This is a genomic window from Streptomyces cellostaticus, assembly GCF_001513965.1.
GTDB lineage: Bacteria > Actinomycetota > Actinomycetes > Streptomycetales > Streptomycetaceae > Streptomyces > Streptomyces cellostaticus.
On record NZ_KQ948027.1, the window covers coordinates 59,691 to 85,077 of the forward strand.

A 25,387-nucleotide genomic window follows, 5' to 3' on the forward strand; every position below is an offset into this window, starting at 1 on the left:
GTCAGAGCACCTTCTTGTCGGTCGTGCCGTCGGCCGGGGCGCTGATGGCGTCGGCGTCCTGGCCGGAGACGGAATTGTCCCCCGGGGCGGCCTCGGTGCCGACGAGGGGCTCGTCCTCCCACGGGGTGTCCTTCTCGTCCTCCCTCGGCGGGCGGCTCAGCAGGGCGATGGAGCCGGAGATCGTGGTGGCCCTGAGCTTGCCGGTGCCCGCGCCGAGCCGGCCGGTGATCTTGTGGGCGCCCCACTGGCCGTGCACCCGCAGGCCGTCGAACGCGTTGGAGATCGAGCCGCTCGCGGTGTTCGCCTCCACGTCCGCGTCCGCCGGGTTCGGCAGGCGGATGGCGATCTCGCCGGAGACGCTGGTCAGCCGGACGTCGGTGGGGCCGTCCGGGTCCAGGTCGATGATCATGGAGCCGCTGACGGAGTCGGCGCGGACGGCGGGGCCGGAGCCCTCGACCACGGTCAGGTCGCCCGAGATCGAGTTGAACCGCAGGTCGCCCGTGACCGCCTGGGCCTCCAGGTTCCCGGAGACGGTGTCGGCCCGGACCGGGCCGGAGAGGCCGACGAGCGTCGTGTCTCCGGTGACGCCCTTGATCACCGAGGGGCCGCTGATCCCGGAGACGACCGCGCCGGCGCCGACCACGCCCACCTCGACGCGCGTGTCGGCGGGGACCGCGAGGGAGACGACGGCGCTGCGGCGCCAGCCCTTGCGGTCGAGCCACTTGAGGAAGCCCTTCCAGGGCAGGTCTTCGTAGGCCACGGTGAGGGTGCCGTCCTGCTGCGTGACGATCAGAGGTGGGCCCTCGATGTCCGAGACCTCCAGGCGGGCGGAACCCTCGTCCGTGCCCACGACGTTCACTGTTCCGTTGACGATGCGTACGTGCAGGTCGCTCACGGGGGTGTCGAAGGTGAGCTTCAGGGGCTCGGCGACGGACCACTCGGACATGGGGAACCTCCTCGACCGGACGCGGTCGCGACGCCGCGACACGCCATATCGCGTCTTCTGTCAAACACGATATATCGTGGACACGGAAAGTCAAGACACCCAGCCGGGTCCGGGCGGGGCCCAGCCGAGGTGGCCCGTGGGGGACGGCCGCCCGTCTCTCGGTGGTACGACTCCGCATAGGCTGTTCCTGGATTCATCATCCGCAGGGACGTATACGCAGGAGAGGCAACGCATGTACTTCACCGACCGCGGTATCGAGGAGTTGGAGAAGCGGCGCGGCGAGGAAGAGGTCACCTTCGAGTGGCTTGCCGAGCAGCTGCGCACGTTCGTGGATCTCAACCCGGACTTCGAGGTGCCCGTCGAGCGGCTCGCGACCTGGCTCGCCCGCCTCGACGACGAGGACGACGAGGAGTAACCCCGGCCGCCAAACGCCGGACGAGAAAGGCCCGGCCCCGAGTTCGTACGAACTCGGGGCCGGGCCCTTTCGTATGCCGTGCCGGAGGCCTTACGCCTCGAACACCTCACGCACCAGCTGCTCCTGCTCGGCCTGGTGGCGCTTGGCGGAGCCCACCGCCGGGGACGAGCCGTGCGGGCGCGAGATGCGCCGCAGCCGCTCGCCGGCCGGGATGTCCGCGCCGACCGCCAGGTCCAGGTGGTCGATCAGGTTGAGCGCGATGAACGGCCAGGCACCCTGGTTCGCCGGCTCCTCCTGGGTCCACAGGTACTTCTCGGCGTTCGGGTACTTGTTGACCTCCGCCTGGAGCTCCGCACCCGGCAGCGGGTACAGGCGCTCGATGCGGATGATCGCCGTGTCCGTGGCACCGCGCTTCTGACGCTCGGCCTCCAGGTCGTAGTAGACCTTGCCGGCGCAGAAGACGACCTTCTTCACGGCCGCCGGGTCGGTGATCGACTCGTCGCCGATGACCGGCCGGAACTGGCCGCTCGTGAACTCCTCCGCCTTCGAGGCCGCCGCCTTCAGGCGCAGCATCGACTTCGGGGTGAAGACGATCAGCGGCTTGTGGTGCGGGTTGTGCACCTGCCACCGCAGAAGGTGGAAGTAGTTCGACGGGAGCGTGGGCATCGCGACCGTCATGTTGTTCTGGGCGCAGAGCTGGAGGAACCGCTCCGGGCGGGCCGAGGAGTGGTCCGGGCCCTGGCCCTCGTAGCCGTGCGGGAGGAGCAGCGTCACACCGCTCGTCTGGCCCCACTTCTGCTCCGCCGACGAGATGAACTCGTCCACGACCGTCTGGGCGCCGTTGACGAAGTCGCCGAACTGGGCCTCCCACATCACGAGGGACTCGGGGCGGGCCAGCGAGTAGCCGTACTCGAAGCCCATGGCCGCGTACTCGGACAGCAGGGAGTTGTAGACGTTCAGGCGCGCCTGCTCGTCGGAGAGGTACATCAGCGGGGTGAACTCTTCGCCGCTCTCGCGGTCGATGATCACCGCGTGGCGCTGGCCGAAGGTGCCGCGCTGGGAGTCCTGGCCCGCGAGGCGGACCGGGGTGCCCTCCAGGAGCAGCGAGCCGACGGCCAGGGTCTCGCCCATGCCCCAGTCGATCGTGCCGTCCTCGACCATCGCCGCCCGGCGCTGCAGCTGCGGCAGCAGACGCGGGTGGACGGTGATGTGGTCGGGGATGTTGACCTGGGACGCGGCGATCCGCTTGACGACCTCCGTGGAGACCGCGGTCGGGACCGCGACCGGGAAGCCGTCCTGCGGCTCCTGGGCGTCCACGGCGGCCGGCTGGGACGTAGCCTCGCGGACCTCCGTGAAGACCTTCTCCAGCTGGCCCTGGTAGTCCTGAAGGGCCTGCTCGGCCTCTTCCAGGGTGATGTCGCCGCGACCGATCAGGGACTCGGTGTAGAGCTTGCGCACCGAGCGCTTCTTGTCGATCAGGTCGTACATCAGCGGCTGGGTGAAGGCCGGGTTGTCCGACTCGTTGTGACCGCGGCGGCGGTAGCAGATGAGGTCGATCACGACGTCCTTGTTGAACGCCTGACGGAACTCGAAGGCCAGGCGGGCAACGCGGACGACGGCCTCGGGGTCGTCGCCGTTCACGTGGAAGATCGGGGCCTCGATCATCCTCGCCACGTCCGTCGCGTACATCGACGAGCGCGAGGACTCGGGGGCCGCGGTGAAGCCGACCTGGTTGTTGATGACGATGTGGACCGTGCCGCCGGTGCGGTAGCCGCGCAGCTGCGACATGTTCAGGGTCTCGGCCACCACGCCCTGGCCCGCGAAGGCCGCGTCGCCGTGGATCGCCACCGGCAGGACCGTGAAGTCCGTGCCGCCCTTGTTGATGATGTCCTGCTTGGCGCGGGCGACGCCCTCCAGGACCGGGTCCACCGCCTCCAGGTGTGAGGGGTTCGCGACCAGGGAGACCTTGATCTGCTCGCCGTCCAGGCCGGTGAAGGTGCCCTCGGCGCCCAGGTGGTACTTCACGTCGCCGGAGCCGTGCATCGACTTCGGGTCGAGGTTGCCCTCGAACTCGCGGAAGATCTGGGCGTACGACTTGCCGACGATGTTGGCGAGGACGTTCAGGCGGCCGCGGTGGGCCATGCCGATGACGACCTCGTCCAGACGCGACTCGGCAGCGGAGTCGATGACCGCGTCGAGCAGCGGGATGACGGACTCGCCGCCCTCCAGGGAGAAGCGCTTCTGGCCGACGTACTTCGTCTGCAGGAAGGTCTCGAAAGCCTCCGCCGCGTTCAGGCGGCGCAGGATGCGCAGCTGCTCCTCGCGCTCCGGCTTGGCGTGCGCGCGCTCCACGCGGTCCTGGATCCACTTGCGCTGCTTGGGGTCCTGGATGTGCATGAACTCGATGCCGGTGGTGCGGCAGTACGAGTCGCGCAGCACGCCGAGGATGTCGCGCAGCTTCATCATCGACTTGCCGGCGAAGCCGCCGACGGCGAACTCGCGCTCCAGGTCCCACAGGGTGAGGCCGTGCTCGACGATGTCCAGGTCGGGGTGCTTGCGCTGGCGGTACTCCAGCGGGTCGGTGTCGGCCATGACGTGGCCGCGGACCCGGTAGGAGTGGATCAGCTCGAAGACGCGGGCGGCCTTGGTGACGTCGTCGTCGTGCGAGGCGTCGATGTCCTTGAGCCAGCGGACCGGCTCGTAGGGGATGCGCAGGGCCTCGAAGATGTCGTCGTAGAAGCCGTTCTCGCCCAGCAGCAGGTTCGAGACCTGGCGCAGGAACTCGCCGGAGGCGGCGCCCTGGATCACCCGGTGGTCGTAGGTCGACGTGAGCGTCATGACCTTCGAGATGCCGAGCTTGTTCAGGGTGTCCTGGCTGGTGCCCTGGAACTCCGCCGGGTAGTCCATGGAGCCGACGCCCATGATCACGGACTGGCCGGGCATCAGACGTGGCACGGAGTGGACGGTGCCGAGGCCGCCGGGGTTGGTCAGGGAGACCGTCACGCCGGTGAAGTCGTCCATCGTCAGCTTGCCGTCGCGGGCGCGGCGGACGATGTCCTCGTAGGCCTGCCAGAACTCGAAGAAGTTCAGCGTCTCGGCCTTCTTGATGGCGGCCACGACGAGCTGGCGGTCGCCGTTGGGCTTGACCAGGTCGATGGCCAGGCCGAGGTTGACGTGCGCCGGCTTGATGAGGGTCGGCTTGCCGTCCTTCTCGCCGAACGCGTAGTTCATCGCCGGCATGGCCTTGATGGCCTGCACCATCGCGAAGCCGATCAGGTGCGTGAAGGAGATCTTCCCGCCCCGGGCGCGCTTCAGGTGGTTGTTGATGACGATCCGGTTGTCGAACAGCAGCTTCACCGGGACCGCGCGGACCGAGGTGGCCGTCGGCAGCTCCAGGGAGGCGTTCATGTTCTTCGCCACGGCGGCGGCCGGGCCGCGCAGCGTGACCAGCTCGGGACCCTCCGGGGCCGCCGCGGCGGGAGCCGCCTTCGCCTTCGGCTGAGCGGGCGCCTGTGCGGGCGTCGCCGGCTTGGCCGGGGCAGGGGCGGCGGCCTTCGCGGGCGCCGGGGCGGGAGCGGCGGCGGGCTTCGGAGCCACCGGAGCCGGGGCCGGAGCGGCCGGGGCTGCCGGAGCCGCAGGCTGGGCCTGCGGGGCCGGGGCGGCGGTCTCTGCGGCCCCCGCGGCCGCAGCCGGCGCACCCGGCTTGTAATCGGCGAAGAAGTCCCACCAGGCACGGTCTACCGAGTTCGGGTCCTGGAGGTACTGCTGATAGATCTCGTCGACGAGCCACTCGTTGGGACCGAACGCAGCAGCGGGGTTCTTCCCGGCTTGGTCGTCGGTCGAGATGCTCGAGTTACTGGGGGACTGTGGCGACACGGCGGCAACCGCCCTCTTCCGCTTCACAAGGTGATGGACAGCGGGAATAAAGGCTACGCCTCCCAGAGCGTGAAGGTCAGGTCGGGCCGGTTCATCGTCGCGTAAGTCACATCGGAAATCTTGTTTCAGGGCTTGATATGGCGGGAAACAAGCGTGGTTCCGCATGTGGGCGGGGGTGTGCGGGATCGCCGAGCGAGGCCCGGCGCGGCTGAGTCCGATGCGCGTCCCGGGCCTGTCCCTGATCACACGTGTCCGGCTGCGCGGACTCCCGTGGATCTTGTGGCTCCGGTTCGGACTTTACGTCAACCTGGGACGGAAGTCAGTCCCGGGAGAGTGACGATGATCCGGCAGCCCCGGTCGGATTCGGCCACACCGATCCGGCCGCCGTGCAGATCCACCGCCCAGCGGGCGATCGCCAGGCCGAGACCCGTACCGCCGTCGCTGCCCGGACCGTGCGGCCGGGTCACCGCACCGCGGTTGAACCGCTCGAACACCCGGTGCCACTCCGACCTCGGGATCCCGGAGCCCTCGTCCAGGACCTCAAGCTCCAGCGACTGCGGCTGCGGCCCGCGCCGCGCCTTCACCGTCACGCGCCCGTGCGGCGGGCTGTGCTTGACCGCGTTGTCGATCAGGTTGGCGACGACCTGGTGGATGCGCTCGGGGTCGGCGTGCGCGGTCAGCTCCGGCGGGGAGACGTCGAGGTGCAGATGGACGTCCGTACGCGTGTGGCTGCCGGATCCGGAGGCGATGCCCGCGCGCGCGGAGGCGACCATGTTGGCCTCCTTCAGCACACCCGAGAGGTACGGCCACACCTCGAAGCGGCGCAGCTTCAGCGGTACGACGCCGTTGTCGAGCCGGGAGAGGTCCAGCAGGGTCTCCACCAGGCGGCCGAGCCGCTCGGTCTGCTTCAGGGCCGTCCGCATGGTCTCCGGGTCGGCCTCGGTGACCCCGTCGACGATGTTCTCCAGCACCGCGCGCAGCCCCGCGATCGGGGTGCGCAGCTCGTGCGAGACGTTCGCCACCAGCTCTTTTCGCTGCTGGTGCTGCGCTTCCAGCTCGTCGGCCATGACGTTGATCGTCTGCGCCAGGTCGCCCAGCTCGTCGCGGCGGTTCTCGCGCACGCGGCGCGTGTAGTCGCCCTGCGAGATGGAGCGGGCCACCGCGTTCATCTCGTCCAGCGGCGCGGTGAGCGAATGGGCCACGAACTGCGTTATCAGCAGTGTGGCGATCATCGAGAAGACCGTGATGAAGCGCAGTTCCGTCTTGGTGTGCACCGCGATCATCGACAGACCGGTGGTGATCAGCACCGAGATGACGACCAGCGCGCCCAGCTTGGTCTTGACCGAGAACGGGCGTACGCCGCCCCAGGGCTCCTCTCCGGGGCTCCCGGGGTTCCTGCGTGCGGCCTCCCGCCCCTCGCTCATGGCGTCGGCGTCTCCAGCGCGTAGCCCACGCCGTGCACAGTACGGATCCGCTCGGCGCCGATCTTCCGGCGCAGCGCCTTGATGTGGCTGTCGACGGTCCGGGTACCGGAGGCGTCCGCCCAGTCCCACACCTCGGCCAGCAGCTGCTCCCGGGAGAGCACCGCGCGCGGGGTGTTCGCCAGGCACACCAGCAGGTCGAACTCGGTCGGCGTGAGGTGGACGTCCTCGGACTTCACCCGCACCCGGCGCTGCGCGTGGTCGATCTCCAGCTCGCCGAGGCGCAGGATGCCGGAGCGGGGGGTGGTGGCGGCCAGCGCGGCCCGCTCCATGCGCCGCAGCAGGACGTGCACCCGCGCGGCCAGCTCCCGCATCGAGAACGGCTTGGTCATGTAGTCGTCGGCGCCGACGCCGAGCCCGACCAGCATGTCGGTCTCGTCGTCCCGGGCGGTGAGCATCAGCACCGGCACCGGCCGCTGCGCCTGCACCCGGCGGCAGACCTCGAGTCCGTCGAAGCCCGGCAGCATGATGTCGAGGATCAGCAGGTCGGGCTGCCAGGCCTCGGCCGTGTCGACCGCAGCCGGACCGTCTCCGGCGGTCTGTACGAGAAATCCCTCGGCGCGGAGCCGGGCCGCGATGGCGTCGACGATCGTGGGGTCGTCCTCGACGACCAGCACCCGGCGCTGTGCGCCCGGGGTGGTCGTGGCCGCGCCGGTCTGGGAGGTGTGTGTCTGCTCCATCGCCCGCCCCTGTTGTTGCTTTCCGGAACCAGTGGGGTGATCCCATGACTGCGATTGACGCTTGAATGATCTGCGTCAGGGCAGCACATTACGGGGACTGACCGTTCCGTCGCTATCCAGGGCGGACGGCGAGGTGCACGGCGTCCGGAACGCCCCGGGCAACGGGCACCTCTTCGGTACGCACCTGCCGGAACCCGGCATTCCGCAAGGTTCCTTCAAATTCCGGAGAGGGCTCGGCCGACCATACCGCGAGCACCCCGCCCGGCCTCAACACCCTTGCGCAGGCGGCGAGTCCGGCAGGCGAGTACAGGCCGTCGTTGTCCTCGGTGACGGTCCAGCCGGGGCCGTTGTCGATATCGAGACACAGGGCGTCGAACGTGTCCGATGTCTCATTGACGTAAGTCACGAGGTCGGCTTGGACGATCTTGGTGCGGGGGTCGGCGAGTGCGCCGGCGGTGATTCCGGAAAGCGCCCCGTCCCGGTGCCATTCCACGACGGCGGGCTCCCGCTCCACGACGGTGATCCGCCCCCACCTGCGATCCTGCGCCGCATGTGCGAGTGAGAACCCCACCCCCAGCCCGCCGATCAGCACGTCCGGCGTCGAACGCCCGTCCAGGGCGTCGTACGCGGCGTCGACCAGCAGCCGCTCCGAGCGGCCGTCGGAAGTGTCCATCAGGAAGCAGCCATTGGCGATGAGCTGCAACAGCGTGCCGTGCCTGCGCAGCACCACCTCGCCGTACGGGCCTTCGCGACGGTCCAGGACCACAGGAGAGTCGTACGCGGCAGTCATGCCCCCATCCTGCTTGAACAAGGCTTGGTATTCAGGGCAACGCCAAGTGAAAGCCGGTGAAATCAGGCCATGCGCAGTCCTGGGGTCGACCGGTGCGGACGCAGCCGGGACGTGAGAGGTTGCTGTGAATCCGCTCTCGCGTGGCGTCGGTCATAGACAGGGGCCCGCGGAACACGAAAGGTGGGGCGCGACGGAAGGAGCGCCTCACGTGGAACGGATCGTGACCGGCCCTGCGACGGCCGCGTCCCCGCCCCTGGGCACGCCTTTTCCCGCCAGCGCCCTGCCGGACGTCGCCGGGCTGCTCGACGGCGTCCCACGGCAGCGCGAACTGCCCGCCCCGGCCGCGGCCCCGGCCCAGGCCGCGGCCCCGGCCCAGGCCGCGGCGCCGGCCCCCGCCGCGGCCCGCCCCGCCTTCCGGCCCTGGCACCTGCTGCCCAGCCCCGCCCGCACGCCGTTCACCTTCGCCTACGCGGCCGTCCTCGCCGGCACCTCCCTGTTCGCCGCCTACGCCGCCCCCGGCCTCGTGCAGATGCTGTACCAGGACTCCAGCACCGACGTCGCCCACCTGGTGCGCACGCCCGTGCTGGTGCTGCTGGCGAGTGCGCTGTGGATCGCGGGCGGGGTCGTATCGCCGTACGCGGTCGGCTTCGTGCTGGTGCTGACCGCGCTGGAGCGGCGGATAGGAGGTGCGCGGGCGGCCTGTGTGTTCCTGACCGGGCATGTCCTGGCCACCCTCGCGACCGAGGTGCCGGTGGGCCTCGCGGTCCTGTTCGGCCACCTGCCCGCCACCTCGCTGCACCGCCTGGACTACGGCATCAGCTTCGGCGTCGCCGCCAGTGTCGGCGCCCTGGCCGGCCTGCTCGCCCCCTGGGCCCGCTGGCCCCTCCTCGCCCTGGTCGCAGGCCTGCTCGTGAACGACCTGATCGCCTTTCAGGACCCGATGACCAACTGGGGCCACCTGATCGCCCTCGGCCTCGGCATCGCGGGCTGGCCGCTGGTGCGACGCTGGCGCCTTCCGGCGCTTTCCCCGGTCTCCGTGTGAACACCGGTCCGACGGTGTAGCGATGCTCCTGGTGGTGACACGGGGTCACGACCAAGAGACGGGGGAGGCCGTCCTGTCGGTCACGCCGTTCACGACGCGGCCGGTCACACATCTTCGCGGCCCTGCTGAACGGCACGATCGGGTGCGAACAACTCCTGACGACGATGCACCAGACGCCCGGCTTCGAGTCGTTCCGTCGATATGCGGCTCCGCCGCGCGGGCGCGACCAGCCACGCCGGACCCTCACCCGCGCACGAACCCGCACCCCATCCCCTTAGGCGCCACCAACACGCTGGCCTGCAAAAACACCAGTGTGACCACCTGATCGCTCACAGCGAACAACAACCCGGGAACAACAGCGGAGCGCCGTGCATTGAGTCGGCATAGCTCAAGTTGACTGCCTAAGGGGAGATCATGGCTGCTGAGTCCACGGCGTTCACGCTCGTGTTGCCCGTGCTGCCGCTCGACGACGAGGTCGTGCTGCCCGGGATGGTGGTTCCGCTGGACCTGAGCGACGCCGAGGTGCGCGCCGCGGTGGAGGCCGCACAGGCCGCCGCCCGGTCGGAGCCCGGCAAGCCCAGGGTCCTGCTGGTGCCGCGCATCGACGGCACCTACGCCAGGACCGGAGTTCTCGGCACGGTCGAGCAGGTCGGCCGGCTGGCCGACGGCGACCCGGGGGCCCTGATCCGCGGCCGCGGCCGGGTGCGGATCGGCGCCGGTACGACGGGTCCGGGCGCGGCGCTGTGGGTCGAGGGCGCACGGGTCGAGGAGACCGTGCCGGAACCGCTGCCCGGCCAGGTCGCCGAACTCGTCAAGGAGTACAAGGCCCTCGCCACCAACTGGCTGAAGAAGCGCGGCGCCTGGCAGGTCGTCGACCGCGTCCAGGCCATCGACGGCGTCTCCGCGCTCGCCGACAACTCCGGCTACTCGCCCTTCCTCACCATCGAGCAGAAGGTCGAACTCCTGGAGACCGCCGATCCGGTGGACCGCCTCAGGCTCGCCGCGCAGCAGCTGCGCGACCACCTCGCCGAGCAGGACGTGGCCGAGACCATCGCCAAGGACGTCCAGGAGGGCGTCGACAAGCAGCAGCGCGAGTTCCTGCTGCGCCGCCAGCTGGAGGCCGTCCGCAAGGAACTGCGCGAGCTGAACGGAGAGCAGGACGGCGAGGAGTCCGACGACTACCGCGCCCGCGTCGAGGCCGCCGACCTGCCGGAGAAGGTCCGCGAGGCGGCGCTCAAGGAGGTCGACAAGCTGGAGCGGGCCTCCGACCAGTCGCCCGAGGGCGCGTGGATCAGGACCTGGCTGGACACGGTCCTGGAGATGCCGTGGAACGAGCGGACCGAGGACGAATACGACATCCAGGGCGCCAAGGCGATCCTGGACGCAGAGCACGCGGGTCTGGAGGACGTCAAGGAGCGCATCACCGAGTACCTGGCGGTGCGCAAGCGGCGCAGTGACCGGGGGCTCGGTGTCATCGGCGGACGGCGCGGCGGTGCCGTGCTGGCTCTGGTCGGGCCGCCCGGAGTCGGAAAGACCAGCCTGGGGGAGAGCGTCGCGCACGCCATGGGGCGCAAGTTCGTCCGGGTCGCGCTGGGTGGCGTCCGGGACGAGGCCGAGATCCGCGGCCACCGGCGCACGTACGTCGGCGCGCTGCCCGGCCGGATCGTCCGCGCCGTCAAGGAGGCCGGTTCCATGAACCCGGTCGTGCTCCTCGACGAGATCGACAAGGTGGGGTCCGACTTCCGCGGCGACCCGGCCGCGGCCCTGCTGGAGGTCCTCGACCCCGCGCAGAACCACACCTTCCGGGACCACTACCTGGAGGTGGAGCTGGACCTGTCCGACGTGGTCTTCCTCGCCACCGCCAACGTCCTGGAGGCCATCCCGGAGGCGCTGGCCGACCGTATGGAGATCGTCCGTCTGGACGGCTACACCGAGGACGAGAAGGTCGTCATCGCCCGGGACCACCTGCTGCCGCGTCAGCTGGAGCGGGCCGGCCTGGCCAAGGACGAGGTCGCGATGGACGAGGGCGCGCTGCGCAAGCTCGCCGGCGAGTACACCCGCGAGGCGGGCGTGCGCACCCTGGAGCGGTCCCTCGCACGGCTGCTGCGCAAGGTCGCGGCCCAGCACGAACTCGGCGAGCGGGAGCTGCCGTTCACCGTCCGGGACGAGGACCTGCGCGCTCTCATCGGGCGCCCGCACCACGTGCCCGAGTCCGCCCAGGACCCGGCCGAGCGCCGTACGTCCGTCCCGGGCGTGGCGACCGGCCTCGCGGTCACCGGAGCCGGCGGCGACGTGCTCTTCGTGGAGGCGTCCCTCGCCGACCCGGAGACGGGCGCGGCCGGCCTGACCCTGACCGGTCAGCTGGGCGAGGTGATGAAGGAGTCTGCGCAGATCGCGCTGAGCTTCCTGCGCAGCCACGGCGCCGAACTGGAGCTGCCGGTGGCCGATCTGAAGGACCGGGGTGCGCACATCCACTTCCCGGCGGGCGCGGTCCCGAAGGACGGCCCGAGCGCGGGCATCACGATGACCACGGCCCTCGCGTCCCTGCTCTCCGGCCGGCTGGTCCGCACGGACGTGGCGATGACCGGCGAGGTCTCGCTGACCGGCCGCGTCCTGCCCATCGGCGGAGTGAAGCAGAAGCTGCTCGCCGCACACCGCGCCGGGGTGACCACCGTGATCATCCCCAAGCGCAACGAGCCCGACCTGGACGACGTCCCGGCCGAGGTGCTGGACAAGCTCGACGTCCACACCGTGACCGACGTCCGTCAGGTCCTGGAGCTGGCGCTTGCGCCCGCCATGAACGGTGCGCAGCCGGAGGTTCCGGTGGCGGCGTGACGGACGCTGCCGGATGAGGCAGGGCCCGGGTCCCGTGAGGGGGCCCGGGCCTTCGCCATGCCCTACGTGGGTGCACAGGTGGATCAAGTGGATAGAATTCGGACGTGAGCGGGCAGGTGGGGCAACCCTCCGCCCTGATCGGGACGGAGATCGCCGGCTACCGGGTGGAGCGTGAGCTGGGCCGCGGCGGCATGGCCGTCGTCTACTGCGCGAAGGACCTGCGTCTCGGCCGTACCGTCGCCCTCAAACTGCTCGCCCCCGAGTACACCCGCAACGACGCCTTCCGCCGCCGTTTCACCCAGGAGTGCCGGGTCGCCGCCGCTATCGAGCACCCGCACATCGTGCCCGTCTTCGAGGCCGGCGAGACCGACGGGATCCTGTACATCGCCATGTGCTACGTCATTGGGCAGGACCTGCGCGCCCTGCTCGACCGGGAGGGTCCGCTGCCCGTGCCGGCCGCGCTGCGCATCGCCGCCCAGCTGGCGTCGGCGCTCGACGCCGCGCACGAGCATGATCTGGTGCACCGGGACGTCAAGCCCGGCAACGTCCTGGTCGCCAAGGGTGTCGACAGCGACCACCCCGAGCACGTCTACCTCACCGACTTCGGGCTCGCGAAGAAGTCCCTGTCGCTGACCGGGTTCACCACTGCGGGCGAGTTCGTCGGCACCCTCGACTACGTGGCGCCGGAGCGGGTCTCGGGCCGCCCCGTGGACGGCAGGTCCGATCTGTACAGCCTGGCCTGCCTCGTCTACGAGACCCTCGCGGGCGCCCCGCCCTTCCGCCGGGAGGACGAGCTCGAACTGCTGTGGGCGCACCAGTACGACCCACCGCCCGCGCTGAGCACGGAGCGGCCCGGGATCCCGGCGGCCGCCGACGACGTCCTGAAGAAGGCGCTGGCGAAGGCACCGGACGACCGTCACGGCACCTGCCAGGAGTTCGTCGCGGCCCTGCGCGCCGCCGTGGGTGACGAGGTCCCGCGCGGCCGTACGCCGACCCTGGTGGTCCACGGTCCGCCTCCGGAGCCGCCTTCCTGGGCCCGGCCGTTCCTCACCTGACATCACACGCAAGGGGCCGCCTCCGCTGGACGGGGGCGGCCCCTGACCTGTGCTGCTTATGCGGGCTTTACCCGACGCCTATGGCCTCGTCAAGTCCCGAGTCCTCGGAACGTGACCCGGATTTCGTCTTCGGGCCTACTTGAAGCACGGCCTCACCGGAAACCACCGGAAAGCAAATGAGGCGGAACAGAGGGTGGAAATCCCCAGAGGATTCCCTCTCGCCTTGGCCCCGAATTCCGGGGTGCGACAGAAATTCCTGAGAAGCATGGAGAAAATCATGACCCGTGAGATTCGCAGCAACGAGGAAGCCCGTCCGAAGCGTCGAGGTCTGAGGCTTGCGTCCTTCATCGCCTCGGCCGCACTGGTCACCGGGGGCGTCGTCCTTCCGGCGACCGCTGCCTTCGCCGACGGTGGTGCGGGCGGTGCCGGTGGTGCCGGCGGCAGCAGCCAGTCCGGACCCGCTGGTCCCGGTGGTAACGGTGGTACCGGCGGTAACAGTACGACCGGCAAGGGCGGCGACGGCGGCACCGGTGGTACCGGTGGTACCAGCGTTGACGGCACCGGCGGTCAGGGTGGCTCGGGAGGCGGCGGCGGTAGCAGCAACAGCGGCACCGGCGGCAACGGTGGTACCGGTGGTACCGGCGGCAGCAGCACCAACGGCGCCGCTGGCGGCGGTGGCGGTGGCGGTGGCGGTGGCGGTAGCAACACCGGCACCGGCGGCAACGGTGGTACCGGTGGTACCGGCGGCAACAGCACCAACGGCAACGCCGGCGGTGGCGGCTTCGGCGGTGGCGGTGGCGGTAGCAACACCGGCAAGGGCGGCAACGGCGGCACCGGCGGTGGCGGCGGCAACAGCACCAACGGCAACGGTGGTGCCGGTGGCGGCGGCGGTGCCGGTGGATCCGGTGGAGCCGGCGGTGGTGCCGGTGGTGCCGGTGGCGCCGGAGGCACCGGCAAGTAGTCACCAGCCGGCCCACGGCCAGGGCGGCCGCGGCGCAGGTCGCGACCGCCCACCCCGGGTGGAGGTCCTCGGGCCTCCACCCCCTCTCCCCCCACACGAATGAACAGAGGATCCTCATGTCGACAATTCGCTGGCGCCGTTCCGTCATGCACTGGCGCCGTTCCGTCATCCTGGCGGTATCCGCCGTGGGCCTCGCCACCGGCACCGCATGTGCCGCACACGCGTTGCCGAGCGCCGCGACCGTCACCGGCTACTCGGCAGGCGCACCCGGTGCTGTCCTCGCAGGCGGCACGGACTGCGGCCAGGGCGGTGCAGGCGGCCAGGGCGGGGCGGGCGGCCAGGGCGGGGCGCCTGGACAGCCGGGCAAGCCCGGACAGCCCGGCCAGTCCGCGTGTCGCGGGCTCGACAGCCTGCCGGACAAGTCCAAGGACGAGCTCACGGTGCCGGACAAGGCGCACATCGTGTTGGTCGTCGCTTTCGGAGACGCCACGAAGGCCGAGGTCGCCCACAAGTACAAGGTCTCCGGAAAGGAGATCGAGACCTGGCAGCAGCAGTTTGTCCGGGGCGACTGGTCCGGGCAGATGGGAGACATCTCTCCCTCAAGTACCTGACACACCACCGGCGCCCCGGCCCGAATGCCCGGGCCGGGGTGCCCCTATGAACCCATCGCAATTCACCTCGACATCTTCGGAAAGTAAGAAGCCCATGCGTATGCGCTCTTGGAAACTCCGCCTCAGTCTCGCGGTCTCGGCCGCCGTGGTTGCAGGGGGTGCGATGACCCCGGCCGCGACGGCCGCGCCGATGCCCCAGGCGTCCCCGGCCACGGCGAGTGCCGCCCAGCAGCTCCCCCTCGGCAGCGGCAGCGGATCGGGAGGCGGTCAGCTCCCCGGAGGCGGAGGACTCGGCACCATTCAGGTGGGCAACGGCAGCGTGCGCATCGGCGACAAGATCTGCGCGGGCAACTGCAACGGGACCGTCAATGGAACCAACGGCTCGAACGGTGGCATCTGCGCCGGGCTGTGCAACGGCAGCGCCAACGGCGGCAACGGCACCGACGGCGCGGCGGGCGGCAACGGCACCAAGGGCGGGAACGGCGGGATCTGCGCCGGGGTATGCAACGGCAGTGCCAACGGTGGCAACGGCGGCAACGGCGGCAACGGGGTCCCCGGCGGCGACGGCGGCGACGGCGGCGGCGGCGGGAACGGCGGAACCTGTGTCGGCGCCGGCTGCGAGACCGGCGGCCAGGGCGGCCGTGGGGGCAACGGTGGCAGCGGTGGCAGCGGCTGACTCAGCTCGCGGTCCCCGAGAGCGACTGCTCGGCCCACACGGTCTTGCCGATCCGGTCGTGCCGGGTGCCCCAGCGTTCGGCGAGCTGGGCGACCAGCAGCAGGCCCCGGCCCCCCTCGTCGAAGATCCGGGCGCGCCGCATGTGCGGGGTGGTGCCGCTGGAGTCGTAGACCTCGCAGATCAGAGTGGAGTCCTGGTGGATGAGACGCAGTCGGATGGGCGGGCGGCCGTAGCGGATGGCGTTGGTGACCAGCTCGCTGACCATCAGCTCGGTGGCGAACGCGGCCTCGTCCAGCCCCCACGCGGTCAGCTGCTCGCCCGTGTACTTGCGGGCCCGGGCCACCACGGTGGGCTCGCTGTCCAGCTCCCACACGGCGACCCGGTCGGCGTGCAGCGCCCGGGTGCGGGCGACGAGCAGGGCGATGTCGTCGTCGGGACGGTGGCTCAGCAGCTCGGTGAGCACCCGGTCGCAGACCGAGTCCAGCGTCGGCGCGGGGCGGCCGAGCGCGGCGAACAGCTTGTCCAGGGCCTCGTCGATGTCGTGGTCGCGGGCTTCGAGCAGTCCGTCGGTGTAGAGGGCGAGCAGGCTGCCCTCGGGCAGTTCGGTCTCGAAGGCCTCGAAGGGCAGTCCGCCCAGCCCCAGGGGCGGGCCCGCGGGCACGTCGAGAAAGCGGACGGCGCCGTCCGGGGTGACCACGGCGGGCGGCGGATGGCCTGCCCGGGCGAGCGTGCACCGGCGCGAGACCGGGTCGTAGACCGCGTACAGGCAGGTGGTGCCGATGCCGCCGGCGGTCTCGGCGGCCGGGTCCGCGCTGCCCTCGTCGGCGGCCAGCCTGAGGACGAGGTCGTCGAGGTGGGTGAGCAGCTCGTCGGCGGGCAGGTCGACGTCGGCCAGCGTGCGCACCGCCGTGCGCAGCCGGCCCATGGTGGCGGAGGCGCGGATGCCGTGGCCGACGACGTCACCGACGACGAGGGCGACCCGCGCGCCGGACAACGGGATCACATCGAACCAGTCGCCGCCCACGCCGGCCCGGGTGGCCGCGGGCAGATAGCGGGTGGCGATCTCCAGCGCGTCCTGGTCCGGCAGGCTGTGCGGGAGCAGGCTGCGCTGCAGGGCCATGGTGGTGGTGCGGGCCCGGGAGTACCGGCGGGCGCTGTGCAGGCCGGCGGCCGCCCTGGCCGTGAGGTCCTCGGCGAGCCGGAGATCCCCCGGGCCGAACGGCTCCGGGCGCCGGTGGCGGCCGAACAGGGCGACGCCGAGCGTGCTGCCCTCGGCGAGCACCGGCACCACCATCAGCGAGTGCGTGCCGTACGCGTGCAGCCAGGCGGCGGCCGGGTCCACGGCCGCCCACCCCGCGATCACGGGGTCCGTGATGTCGTACAGGACGGACTGGCCCGAGGCCAGGCAGTCGGCCGGCGGCGAACCCGGCTCGTAGGCGGTCACCTCGCCCACCCGGGCCCCGGCCGCGGGACCGTCGTCGTCCTGGACGGCACGTAGCGCGGCGCGGCGCAGGACGACCGGGCCCGCCGCGGTGTAGGACGGATCGGGCGGGCCGGTCGTGGTCCGCGGGGAGTCGAGCAGGTCCACGGCGACGAAGTCGGCGAGCCGGGGGACCGCGGCGTCGGCGAGTTCCTGCGCGGCGCGCCCGAGCTCGGAGGCCGGGCCGGTTTCCTCTTGGGCGTGCTGCGGGGCCGGGGAGTCCTGGGCGCGCCGGTGCGTGGCGAGGCAGACGGCGCGCACCGTGCCGGTGCCGTCCCTGAGCGGGGTGAGCATGGTCGGCGGACCGAGGTCCGGGCCGAGGCCGGCCTGCACCTCCCGCGGCTCGCCGGTCTCCAGTACCCGGCGCATCGTCCGGTCGGCCTCGTCGCTCGCGGGGCCGGGCACGATGTGCGGCAGGCGCAGCCCGTGCATCGCCGCCTCGGGCAGGGACAGTGCGTGTTCCAGGCGGCGGTTGGCGCGCATCAGGCGCAGCTCGGTGTCGAAGACGGCCAGCGGGAAGGGGGACTGGATGAACGCCCACTCCTCCAGCGGTTCGCCTCGGGGCGGCGGCGGCCGGTCCGCGACGGCGGTCACCACGAGCCAGTCGGCGTTGCCGGTGTCCGACGTCCGGCGGTGGGCGAGCAGTCCCAGTTCCAGACACCGGCCGTCCCGGTGCCGCAGCGGCAGCGTGCCGTTCCACCTCTCCCGCCCGGCCAGGGCCCGCCGTGCCGCCCCGACGCCGACGGCGAGCAGCGTCGCGGCGGGCCGTCCGACGACCTGAGAGGCCTCGTGGCCGAGCAGCCGCTGGGCTCCCTCGCTCCAGCCGGTCAGGATGCCCTGCTCGTCGATGGTGGCCGTGGCCGTGTACGTCGAGTGTCGCTCCATCGCCATCTCGCCCTTGCTCGGCAGGCTCTCCCTGACCAGCATGATCCTGGGCGCCGCCGAGCACCAGCCCGGGCATCTGCACACGAACGGCGGCCGCCCGCAGCGGACGGCCACCGCCACGCGCGGTCGGGGTCAGCCGTTCGCCAGCGCCTGCACCCGGTCCAGTGCCCCGTTGCGGTGCTTGTCCGGGGGTCAATCCCCGGGCGCCCGGCCGGGAGGGTGTTGAGCTACCCGTTCGCCGGCGCCTGCACTCGGTCCAGTGCCCCGTTGCGGTGCTTGTCCGGGGGTCAATCCCCGGGCCCTCGGCCGGGAGGGTGTTGAGCTACCCGTTTGCCAGCGCCTGCACTCGGTCCAGTGCCCCGTTGCGGTGCTTGTCCGGGGGCCAATCCCCGGGCCCCCGGCCGGGAGGGTGTTGAGCTACCCGTCTGCCAGCGCCTGCACCCGGTCCAGTGCCCCGTTGAACTTGTCGTGGTCCCCGACGGTCGGGCCGGAGGACGTGTACTGCCACATCGTGTAGTACGACCATCCTGCCGGCAGTGTCCCGGGGTCCGAGGCGTAGCGGGCGATCCACAGCGGGTTGTTCGCGGCGAAACCGCCGTAGCCGCCGGTGCACTGGGTCCACCAGCTGGTGGCCGTGTAGATCACGGCGTCCCGGCCCGTACGCGCCTTGTAGGTGTTCAGGAAGTCGGCGATCCAGCTGACCATCGCACCGGCGGACTTGCCGTAGCAGGCGGCGCCGTAGGGGTTCCACTCGATGTCGAGCGCGCCGGGCAGTGTCCTGCCGTCCCTGGACCAGCCGCCGCCGTGGTCCACGAAGTAGTCGGCCTGGGTCGCGCCGCTCGTGGTGTCCGGGGTCGCGAAGTGGTACGCGCCGCGGATCATGCCGACGTTGTAGGAGCCGTTGTACTGCTGGGCGAAGTACGGGTTCGTGTAGTACGTGCCTTCCGTGGCCTTCGTGTAGGCCCAGCGCACGCCGCTGCTCCACAGGGTGCTCCAGGCGACGTTGCCCTGGTAGCCGGCGACGTCGACGCCCTCGGTCTGGGTGACGGCAGCGGTGCTGGGGGTGCCGCTCCGGCCGTCGTGGGCGAGGACGCCCATGCCCATGTGGGCGGAGCCGCGCCCGGGGGTGGGCGCGGCGTGGGCCGTGGTGAGGGGGAGGGCGAGGGAGAGTGCCGCGAGCAGGGCCGTGACGAGGACGGCGAGGGGGCGCGGGCGGAGGGAACCGGGTCTGTGCACGGGCATGACGTGCCTCCGGGGAGTGAGGTGGGAGGACCGTAAAGTGCCGCTGACCCACTGGGCGTGGGCATGCCATTCCTTGCCTGATAAAGAAGCTACGCACGTAGATGACGGCGTGGGAAGGGGGTCCGGGGGCTGCCGTTGGTCTAAGCCTGCGAAATACTTACGGAGCTGCGGCGATGACGGCCTTTGACAGAAACTTTCAGGACAGCGAAACCGATCAGGGGTGCTGACGTGCACGAGGACGAGAACGGCGACGGACATCGCGTCGCCGGTCAGGTGACACCGAGTGGTGCAGACCAGGAATTCCTGGCGCTGGAGCGCGAGTTGACCGTGCTGCTCAGGCGCGCCCGGGCCAACCAGGGCGAGATGGCCCGCGAGGTCCACCCCGACCTGGAGTCCGCCGCGTACGGCCTGCTCATCCGCCTCGACGAACTCGGCGGCCAGCGCGCCACCGAACTCGCCGGCTACATCGGCGTCGGCAAGGCCACCATGTCCCGCCAGCTGCGCGCGCTGGAGGAGCTGGGCCTCATCGCCCGCGAGCCCGACCCGGCCGACGGCCGCGCCTGGCTGGTGACCCTGACCGACGAGGGCCGCGGCCGCGTCGGCAAGGTCCGCGAGGCCCGCCGCGCCCGCTACGTCAGCCAGCTCGCCCACTGGGACCGCCGCGAGGTGGCGGAACTGGCCCGACTGCTGCACCAGTTGAACCGGGTCATGGAGAAGTAGGCGAAGCCTCCCGGCAGCCTCACAGCTCCACGTACACCGCCGTCGCGTCGTCGTGCGTCTTGCTGCGGCCCAGGAACGCCCGCTCCTCGCGGTCCGCCGTCTCCAGCTCCCGTACCCGGTCGACCAGACAGCGGGCGCCGTCCTTGGCGACCAGGTCGAACAGGGCCGTCCAGTCACCCTCGTGGAACTTCTCCGTCCAGCGGGTCGCACCGTCCGTCAGCGCGGCCAGGGCATGCACCTCGCGGCGGGGGACGGTGCCGGTCACCGCGCGGGAGGCGACCGCGGGGTCGGCGGCGGCCGTGAAGAACCCGCCCTCCTTGTTGCGCAGGTGGGCGTCGATCAGGGCGTCGGTGGCGAGGGCGGAGCGGGGCAGGCGGGCGAGGCGGTCGTCCAGGACCGGGGTGACCGTGCCGTCGGGGGACCGCAGCAGCAGTGCGGAGTCGGACAGGACCAGGTACTCCAGGGTGTCGGCCGACCAGCGGGTCAGGACGACGGTTGCCTGGGGAGTTCGCGGGTGAGAAAGCTCACAGGTCTGGGCATGGGCGTCGGCGGTTCGGCCGATCGCACGCGAAAGAATCTCCGGGAGCGTCAGATCTCGCCCGGAAACGGTCAGTTCGGTCAGCGCGCCGCCGAGTCGCGCGGTGAACCAGGGGACGGAATGCAGACACCCCGTCCCGTCCCGCGGCGGTGTCACCCCGTCCAGCAAGATCACGCAACCTCCCTGACCGGAGGCGGGTAGTCCGACACCGGCGAAGTCCTCGTTGGGGCGGGTCGCGTCGCCGGGTTCCGAAACGAGATCAGTGCGCATCGAGCCAGTCTGCACGACCCCTTCACAGGCTCCGCCAAAGGCTGGCAAGCGCCGCCGAATTGGCACGCTCTCCCAGGTCAGGCGCCTGGTTTGGCAGCAAATGGCACACTCCGGGAAGGCGTGGCGGCGAATACTGTCAAAGCCTGCCGCGCACGTCCAACCGGCCCGCCGTACAGGAGCACCGCACGCGCCGGAGGAACTTGCCCGTCAACTCCCCTCCGATGTTCACTCCTTCGGGTGGCGGGTCGGGTGATGCACGACCACTGCCCACCGGCGCTGGGAGGGTCGGGAACCGTACGAACACGGGTGTACGCACCCCTTGGCACCAAGACCACGGGTTGGCACCAAGACCACGGGGCGCCCCCCGGGCCCTTGGGTAGACGAGTCAGGAATGCGAGCACCGGTGCAGAAGAAGCGGCCTCGGCGCACAGGCAGGCAGACGACCCCCGAGGGGGCCGCCGAGCAGACCCCCGTGGGCACCGGCCGCCCCACCCATGTGCGCACCCGGCTGATCGTCGCCGTGGCCGTGGTGGCCGCCGCCATCGCCGGAGCGGGGGCACCCGCGCTGCTCACCGCCTCCCAGGATCTCAACGACTCCCAGGACCTGGTGACGCTGGCCGCCCGCACCCAGGACGCCCTCGCGCTCGCCCACTCGCTGGCCGACGAACGCGACGAGGTCACCTCCTACATCGCCGCGGGCCGCCCCAAGTCCAAGGCGCCCTCCGAGGACCGCGGCGCCCGCGTCGACCGCCAGGTCGAGGACCTGCGCGCCGACACCGACACCCCGGCCTCGCTGCGCGCCGACCTCGACGGGATCGCGGCCGTCCGCCGCGCCGCCCTCACCGGCAAGGCGAACGCGCTCCAGGCCCACCAGGCCTACTCCGCCACCATCACCGAGCTGCACCGGCTCGCCGACGACCTGGCCGAGCAGCTGCCCCCGCGGGCCGGCTCCGGCGCCTACGCGCTCGCCGAACTGGACTCCGCCGTCCAGCAGTCCGCCGCCGCCCGCGGCCTGCTGCTGGCCGCGCTCAACATCCCGTCCACCACCCAGACCGTGATCAACCCGGCCACCGGTCTGTCCGGCACGACCACCACCACGACCGAGGCGGACCGCAAACAGCGCGACGCGCTCACCGCCGCCGCCCAGCAGGCCCGTCTGCGCGCCGACGCGGCCCTGGCCGGCTTCCGGGACACGGCCCCCAAGGCGGCGGTGGACTCGTACGACTCCACGGTCACCGGCCCCGAGGTCAACTCCGCCGAGAAGTACCTGGCCACCCTCACCGCCCAGCCGACGTTCACCGGCAGCGAGCCGGCCACCGGCACCAAGAAGCTGGACGCGGCCCTGTCCGCCCGCGTGGACCTCATGCGGGGCGCGGAGGCGGCCCTCTACGACCACCGCACCAAGGACCTCGCGAAGCTCCGGGACGACGACGTCACCGCCCTGGAGATCCGGATCGCCGTCCTCGGCGCCCTGATGCTGGTCGCCGTGGGCATCGCCACCGCCATGGCCCGCACCCTCACCCGCCCCCTGTCGGTCCTGCGCCGCGGCTCGGCCCGCCTGGCGGACTCCGAGGACCCGACGACCCAGGAACCGATCGCCTTCACCGGCCGCAACGACGAGTTCGCCCAGGTCGTCCGCTCGGTCAACGCCCTGCACACGCACGCGGTCGCCCTGCGCGAGCAGACCGTCGCCGCGCACGAGCGGGTCACCACCCTGGAGACCGACCGCAAGCACCTGGTCGGCCAGCGGCAGAAGATGGCCGACGCCCGCGAGGAACTGCGCGCCGAACTCACCGAGTCGGCCGCCCAGCTGGAGCGGCTGCGCACCAGCATCGGCGGTACGTTCGTCAACCTCGCGCTGCGCACCCTGGGCCTGGTCGAGCGCCAACTGGCCGTCATCGAGGGCCTGGAGGAGCGCGAGCAGGACCCCGAGCGCCTCGCCACTCTCTTCAAACTGGACCACTTCGCCACGGTCATGCGCCGCCACAGCGAGAACCTCCTGGTCCTCGCCGGCACCGAGCACGTCCAGCAGCACCACGGCCCGGTCCCGCTGGTCGACGTGGTCCGCGCGGCGGTCAGCGAGATCGAACGCTACGAGCGTGTCCGCATCGCCGCGCTTCCCCCGCACGCGCACGTGGCGGGCTTCGCGGCAGACGACCTCTCCCACCTCCTCGCCGAACTCATGGAGAACGCCACCTCCTTCTCCCCGCCGGACCTGCCGGTGGAGGTCTCCGGCTGGCTGCTGGAGAGCGGCGAGGTGATGCTGTCGGTCCAGGACGAGGGCATCGGCATGGCGGCGGACCGCCTCGACCGCCTCAACGCCCGCCTGACCGCATTCGATCCGGAATCGCCGTACGACCAGGAGGGCGAGTCCGGCCTGGGCCTCGGCCTGTACGTCGTGGCCCGCCTGGCCCACCGCCACGGCGTCCGCGTCCAACTGCGCGAACAGAAGCAGGGCGGGGTGGCGGCGGTCGTCGTCCTCCCCCAGCCCCTCCTCACCGACACCGCACCTGCCACCCCCCTCTCCGACACCACCCAGACCATCTCCTTCCCCGGCGCCGACGCCGAGGCCAACTCCAACGTCCTCCACCCCCGCCCGAAGCACCAGGACCCCCTGGTGGCCCTGGCAGAACAGACGGCCCGCGAGGCGGAGAGCACGGCCCACGAGGCGGAGCAGGCCGTCCCTGAGCCCGGGACTGTCGCGCCGCAGGCTGGGGCGGGTGTGTCTGGGCTGGAGCCCGCGAGCGCCGCGCCGCGCGCCGAGGCAGGCGTCGTCGCCCAGGAGTCCGGGAGTGCCGGGACACAGGCAGAGGTGGACGCCGCCGGGCTGGAGCTCGAAGGCGCCGAGGCGAGTGCGGGCGAGTCGGAGTCCGGGAATGCCGAGACGCACGTACGGGCGGAGTCGGCGGAGCTGGGCGTGGTGGAGTCGTCGGCTCGGGTGAAGGAGCCGGTGGAGACCTTCGCCGAGATGACGATGGAGCTGCTGCTCCCGGACCTCGCGGCCGCCGACGGCGAGGAGCTCCCACAGGGGCCACCCGCACTCGACGACGAGAGTGGTACGGGTCGTGCGGGTGGGAACGAAGACGCCGAAGGCGAAGCCGAGGCGGTCACCAGCAAGGGCCTCCCCAAGCGCACACCCAAGATCACCGCGCCTGCATCTCCGCCCCGCCAGCGCAGCGCAAGCGTGGACGCCGAAGCCCTCCGCCGCAGGCTGGGCGGCTTCCGCCAAGGAGCCCAGGCCGGCTACCGGGAGGTAGAGGCAGAGATCACAGCACGCACCCAACAAGCCACGGGGGGAACAGCCGAGGAGGCAAGCAGTTGACCGCGCCCAGTACCTACGGCCTGAGCAGCGAAGCCCGCAATCTGCACTGGTTGCTGACCAACCTGGTCGAGGAAGTACCCGGCATCCAGTCCGTCGCAGTCGTCTCCTCCGACGGCCTGCTCCTGCTCTCCTCCGACCCCCGGCGCACCGCCGAATCCCGCACCAGGCGCCGGCCGAAGGGCCCCCGAGGCTCCTCCGCCGACCTGGCCACCATCGTCTCCGGCATCGGCAGCCTCACCGTCGGCGCCGCCAGACTGCTGGAGTTCGGCGGGGTCAAGCACACGATGATCGCGATGGACGAGGGCAGCCTCTTCGTGATGTCGATCAGCGACGGCTCACTGCTCGGCGTACACGGCTCCGCGGAGTGCGACATGAGCGTGGTGGCCTACCACATGGCACTCTTCGTCGGCCGCGCCGGCCACGTCCTGACCCCGGAACTCCGCAGTGAGCTACGGAAATCCCTGGAGGCCGAGTCGACCGGGAGCGCCCGATGAGCGGCACGGCCAAGAAGCAGCAGCTCCCCGTCCGCGGCGGCGACCGCAAGCCCGCCCGCGTCCGCCCCTACTCGCTCACCGGCGGCCGTACCCGCTTCGGCCATGTCCTGCTGGTGGAAACCTTCGTGGCCGCCCTTGACGCCCCCGAGCAGCGCAAGGAACTGCCGAAAGGTTCCCTCACCACCCGGGTCATGCCGGAGGTGCGGGCCATAGTCGAACTGTGCCGCCGTATGCGCACGGTGGCCGAGATAGCCGCGCTGCTGAGGATGCCGCTCGGGGTGGTCCGCGTCCTGCTGAGCGACCTCGCGGACCAGGGAAAGATCCGTGTGTACGGCACCGGAACCGGTCACGGCACCGGCCGCCCGGACCGCGCTCTGCTGGAAAGGGTGCTGAGTGGACTCCACCGTCTCTGACGCCACCGGCGTCACCCCCCTCGTTGCCGGTTTCGCAGAGCCCGACGAGGACCTGAAGGCCTGGCAGAGGGAGCGCGACCGGGCCCCCGTCGCCACCAAGATCGTGGTCGCGGGCGGGTTCGGCGTCGGCAAGACCACCCTGGTCACGACCGTCTCGGAGATCACGCCACTGCAGACCGAGGCGCTGATGACCGAGGCGAGCGAGGGCACCGACGACCTCTCCGCCACGCCGGGCAAACTGACCACCACGGTGGCCATGGACTACGGCCGCATCACGCTCGACGACGACCTGGTGCTCTATCTGTTCGGCACGCCGGGCCAGCAGCGGTTCTGGTTCATGTGGGACGACCTGGTGCGTGGCGCGATCGGCGCCGTCGTCCTGGCCGACACCCGCCGTCTGAAGGACTGTTTCCCCGCACTGGACTACTTCGAGAGCTGCGGGCTGCCGTACGTCGTCGCGGTCAACCACTTCGACGACAGCGAGCTGTTCGAGCCGGAGGACGTGCGCGAGGCGCTGACCATCCCCCCGCACATTCCAGTCATGATCATGGACGCGCGGCGCCGGATCTCGGTGATCGAGACCCTCCTGGCCCTGGTGGGTCACGCGCTGGACGAAACCCCCGAGCAGTCCCCAGCCCCGTAGGAGAACCACCCG

20 protein-coding genes are annotated in these 25,387 nt (G+C 71.2%); 12 read left to right on the forward strand and 8 right to left on the reverse strand.

Annotated features, from left to right (window positions below):
• Position 1: 1 nt before the first annotated feature.
• The gene (locus AQI88_RS23930; RefSeq protein WP_067002884.1) at positions 2 to 946 is read right to left on the reverse strand and encodes a DUF4097 family beta strand repeat-containing protein; all 945 of its coding nucleotides are present in this window, start codon (positions 944 to 946) and stop codon (positions 2 to 4) included.
• A gap of 232 nt (positions 947 to 1,178) precedes the next feature.
• Here AQI88_RS23930 and AQI88_RS23935 point away from each other — a divergent pair, with 232 nt between their 5' ends.
• Positions 1,179 to 1,361: a DUF6104 family protein gene (locus AQI88_RS23935; protein WP_005312030.1), complete on the forward strand. Its 183-nt coding sequence runs from the start codon at positions 1,179 to 1,181 to the stop codon at positions 1,359 to 1,361.
• A gap of 90 nt (positions 1,362 to 1,451) precedes the next feature.
• Here the strand turns inward: AQI88_RS23935 and AQI88_RS23940 are convergent, their stop codons facing one another.
• The 4 genes from AQI88_RS23940 to AQI88_RS23955 all read right to left on the reverse strand — a co-directional run bounded on the left by AQI88_RS23940 (position 1,452) and on the right by AQI88_RS23955 (position 8,188).
• Entirely contained in the window at positions 1,452 to 5,237 is a 3,786-nt protein-coding gene (locus tag AQI88_RS23940; RefSeq protein ID WP_067002886.1) for a multifunctional oxoglutarate decarboxylase/oxoglutarate dehydrogenase thiamine pyrophosphate-binding subunit/dihydrolipoyllysine-residue succinyltransferase subunit, read from the reverse strand.
• Between the two features lie 302 nt (positions 5,238 to 5,539).
• On the reverse strand, positions 5,540 to 6,661 hold the full coding sequence (locus tag AQI88_RS23945; RefSeq protein WP_067002887.1) for a HAMP domain-containing sensor histidine kinase: 1,122 nt from the start codon (positions 6,659 to 6,661) through the stop codon (positions 5,540 to 5,542).
• Complete coding sequence (locus AQI88_RS23950; RefSeq protein WP_067002889.1) at positions 6,658 to 7,398, reverse strand: response regulator transcription factor; 741 nt, start codon at positions 7,396 to 7,398, stop codon at positions 6,658 to 6,660. The genes AQI88_RS23945 and AQI88_RS23950 overlap by 4 nt, the downstream gene beginning before the upstream one ends.
• A 112-nt stretch (positions 7,399 to 7,510) precedes the next feature.
• Positions 7,511 to 8,188: a spermine/spermidine synthase domain-containing protein gene (locus tag AQI88_RS23955; RefSeq protein ID WP_067002891.1), complete on the reverse strand. Its 678-nt coding sequence runs from the start codon at positions 8,186 to 8,188 to the stop codon at positions 7,511 to 7,513.
• Between the two features lie 208 nt (positions 8,189 to 8,396).
• Between AQI88_RS23955 and AQI88_RS23960 the strand changes: the two genes are divergently transcribed.
• From AQI88_RS23960 to AQI88_RS46035, 6 genes are all read left to right on the forward strand, one after another.
• Complete coding sequence (locus AQI88_RS23960; RefSeq protein WP_067002892.1) at positions 8,397 to 9,230, forward strand: rhomboid-like protein; 834 nt, start codon at positions 8,397 to 8,399, stop codon at positions 9,228 to 9,230.
• Positions 9,231 to 9,644: 414 nt separating this feature from the next.
• On the forward strand, positions 9,645 to 12,065 hold the full coding sequence (gene lon, locus AQI88_RS23965) for an endopeptidase La (protein WP_067002894.1): 2,421 nt from the start codon (positions 9,645 to 9,647) through the stop codon (positions 12,063 to 12,065).
• 104 nt (positions 12,066 to 12,169) lie between these two features.
• Positions 12,170 to 13,120: a serine/threonine-protein kinase gene (locus AQI88_RS23970; RefSeq protein ID WP_067002896.1), complete on the forward strand. Its 951-nt coding sequence runs from the start codon at positions 12,170 to 12,172 to the stop codon at positions 13,118 to 13,120.
• A 223-nt stretch (positions 13,121 to 13,343) separates the two neighbouring features.
• Positions 13,344 to 14,081 (forward strand): hypothetical protein, encoded by a 738-nt coding sequence (locus AQI88_RS46030; RefSeq protein WP_208615882.1) that lies wholly within the window; start codon positions 13,344 to 13,346, stop codon positions 14,079 to 14,081.
• Positions 14,082 to 14,197: 116 nt separating this feature from the next.
• Complete coding sequence (locus AQI88_RS45165) at positions 14,198 to 14,692, forward strand: hypothetical protein (RefSeq protein WP_244184281.1); 495 nt, start codon at positions 14,198 to 14,200, stop codon at positions 14,690 to 14,692.
• Positions 14,693 to 14,786: 94 nt separating this feature from the next.
• On the forward strand, positions 14,787 to 15,368 hold the full coding sequence (locus AQI88_RS46035) for a hypothetical protein (RefSeq protein WP_159050383.1): 582 nt from the start codon (positions 14,787 to 14,789) through the stop codon (positions 15,366 to 15,368).
• 1 nt (position 15,369) lies between these two features.
• Here AQI88_RS46035 and AQI88_RS23990 read toward each other — a convergent pair whose 3' ends face one another.
• On the reverse strand, positions 15,370 to 17,775 hold the full coding sequence (locus AQI88_RS23990) for a SpoIIE family protein phosphatase (RefSeq protein ID WP_244184282.1): 2,406 nt from the start codon (positions 17,773 to 17,775) through the stop codon (positions 15,370 to 15,372).
• Positions 17,776 to 18,150: 375 nt separating this feature from the next.
• Positions 18,151 to 18,975, reverse strand: a complete 825-nt coding sequence (locus tag AQI88_RS23995; RefSeq protein WP_067002905.1) for a lysozyme — start codon at positions 18,973 to 18,975, stop codon at positions 18,151 to 18,153.
• Between the two features lie 228 nt (positions 18,976 to 19,203).
• Between AQI88_RS23995 and AQI88_RS24000 the strand changes: the two genes are divergently transcribed.
• Positions 19,204 to 19,695, forward strand: coding sequence for a MarR family winged helix-turn-helix transcriptional regulator (locus AQI88_RS24000; protein ID WP_067002908.1), 492 nt, complete (start codon positions 19,204 to 19,206; stop codon positions 19,693 to 19,695).
• Positions 19,696 to 19,714: 19 nt separating this feature from the next.
• Here AQI88_RS24000 and AQI88_RS24005 read toward each other — a convergent pair whose 3' ends face one another.
• The gene (locus tag AQI88_RS24005; RefSeq protein ID WP_067002909.1) at positions 19,715 to 20,503 is read right to left on the reverse strand and encodes a protein phosphatase 2C domain-containing protein; all 789 of its coding nucleotides are present in this window, start codon (positions 20,501 to 20,503) and stop codon (positions 19,715 to 19,717) included.
• Between the two features lie 403 nt (positions 20,504 to 20,906).
• Here AQI88_RS24005 and AQI88_RS24010 point away from each other — a divergent pair, with 403 nt between their 5' ends.
• The 4 genes from AQI88_RS24010 to AQI88_RS24025 are packed head-to-tail and all read left to right on the forward strand — an operon-like array spanning position 20,907 to position 25,375.
• Positions 20,907 to 23,825, forward strand: a complete 2,919-nt coding sequence (locus AQI88_RS24010) for a sensor histidine kinase (RefSeq protein WP_244184283.1) — start codon at positions 20,907 to 20,909, stop codon at positions 23,823 to 23,825.
• Positions 23,822 to 24,319, forward strand: coding sequence for a roadblock/LC7 domain-containing protein (locus AQI88_RS24015; protein WP_067002911.1), 498 nt, complete (start codon positions 23,822 to 23,824; stop codon positions 24,317 to 24,319). The genes AQI88_RS24010 and AQI88_RS24015 overlap by 4 nt, the downstream gene beginning before the upstream one ends.
• Entirely contained in the window at positions 24,316 to 24,732 is a 417-nt protein-coding gene (locus tag AQI88_RS24020; RefSeq protein ID WP_067002913.1) for a DUF742 domain-containing protein, read from the forward strand. The genes AQI88_RS24015 and AQI88_RS24020 overlap by 4 nt, the downstream gene beginning before the upstream one ends.
• Positions 24,713 to 25,375, forward strand: a complete 663-nt coding sequence (locus AQI88_RS24025) for a GTP-binding protein (RefSeq protein WP_067002915.1) — start codon at positions 24,713 to 24,715, stop codon at positions 25,373 to 25,375. The genes AQI88_RS24020 and AQI88_RS24025 overlap by 20 nt, the downstream gene beginning before the upstream one ends.
• Positions 25,376 to 25,387 lie beyond the last annotated feature (12 nt).

Bases quoted from the DNA above. Each gene is read 5' to 3' on its own strand.
- AQI88_RS45165 (WP_244184281.1), top strand. From the start codon at position 14,198: ATGTCGACAATTCGCTGGCGCCGTTCCGTCATGCACTGGCGCCGTTCC.
- lon (WP_067002894.1), top strand. From the start codon at position 9,645: ATGGCTGCTGAGTCCACGGCGTTCACGCTCGTGTTGCCCGTGCTGCCG.
- AQI88_RS23955 (WP_067002891.1), bottom strand. From the start codon at position 8,188: ATGACTGCCGCGTACGACTCTCCTGTGGTCCTGGACCGTCGCGAAGGC.
- AQI88_RS24020 (WP_067002913.1), top strand. From the start codon at position 24,316: ATGAGCGGCACGGCCAAGAAGCAGCAGCTCCCCGTCCGCGGCGGCGAC.
- AQI88_RS23950 (WP_067002889.1), bottom strand. From the start codon at position 7,398: ATGGAGCAGACACACACCTCCCAGACCGGCGCGGCCACGACCACCCCG.
- AQI88_RS46035 (WP_159050383.1), top strand. From the start codon at position 14,787: ATGCGTATGCGCTCTTGGAAACTCCGCCTCAGTCTCGCGGTCTCGGCC.
- AQI88_RS24005 (WP_067002909.1), bottom strand. From the start codon at position 20,503: ATGCGCACTGATCTCGTTTCGGAACCCGGCGACGCGACCCGCCCCAAC.
- AQI88_RS23930 (WP_067002884.1), bottom strand. From the start codon at position 946: ATGTCCGAGTGGTCCGTCGCCGAGCCCCTGAAGCTCACCTTCGACACC.
- AQI88_RS23945 (WP_067002887.1), bottom strand. From the start codon at position 6,661: ATGAGCGAGGGGCGGGAGGCCGCACGCAGGAACCCCGGGAGCCCCGGA.
- AQI88_RS23935 (WP_005312030.1), top strand. From the start codon at position 1,179: ATGTACTTCACCGACCGCGGTATCGAGGAGTTGGAGAAGCGGCGCGGC.
- AQI88_RS23990 (WP_244184282.1), bottom strand. From the start codon at position 17,775: ATGCTGGTCAGGGAGAGCCTGCCGAGCAAGGGCGAGATGGCGATGGAG.
- AQI88_RS23995 (WP_067002905.1), bottom strand. From the start codon at position 18,975: ATGCCCGTGCACAGACCCGGTTCCCTCCGCCCGCGCCCCCTCGCCGTC.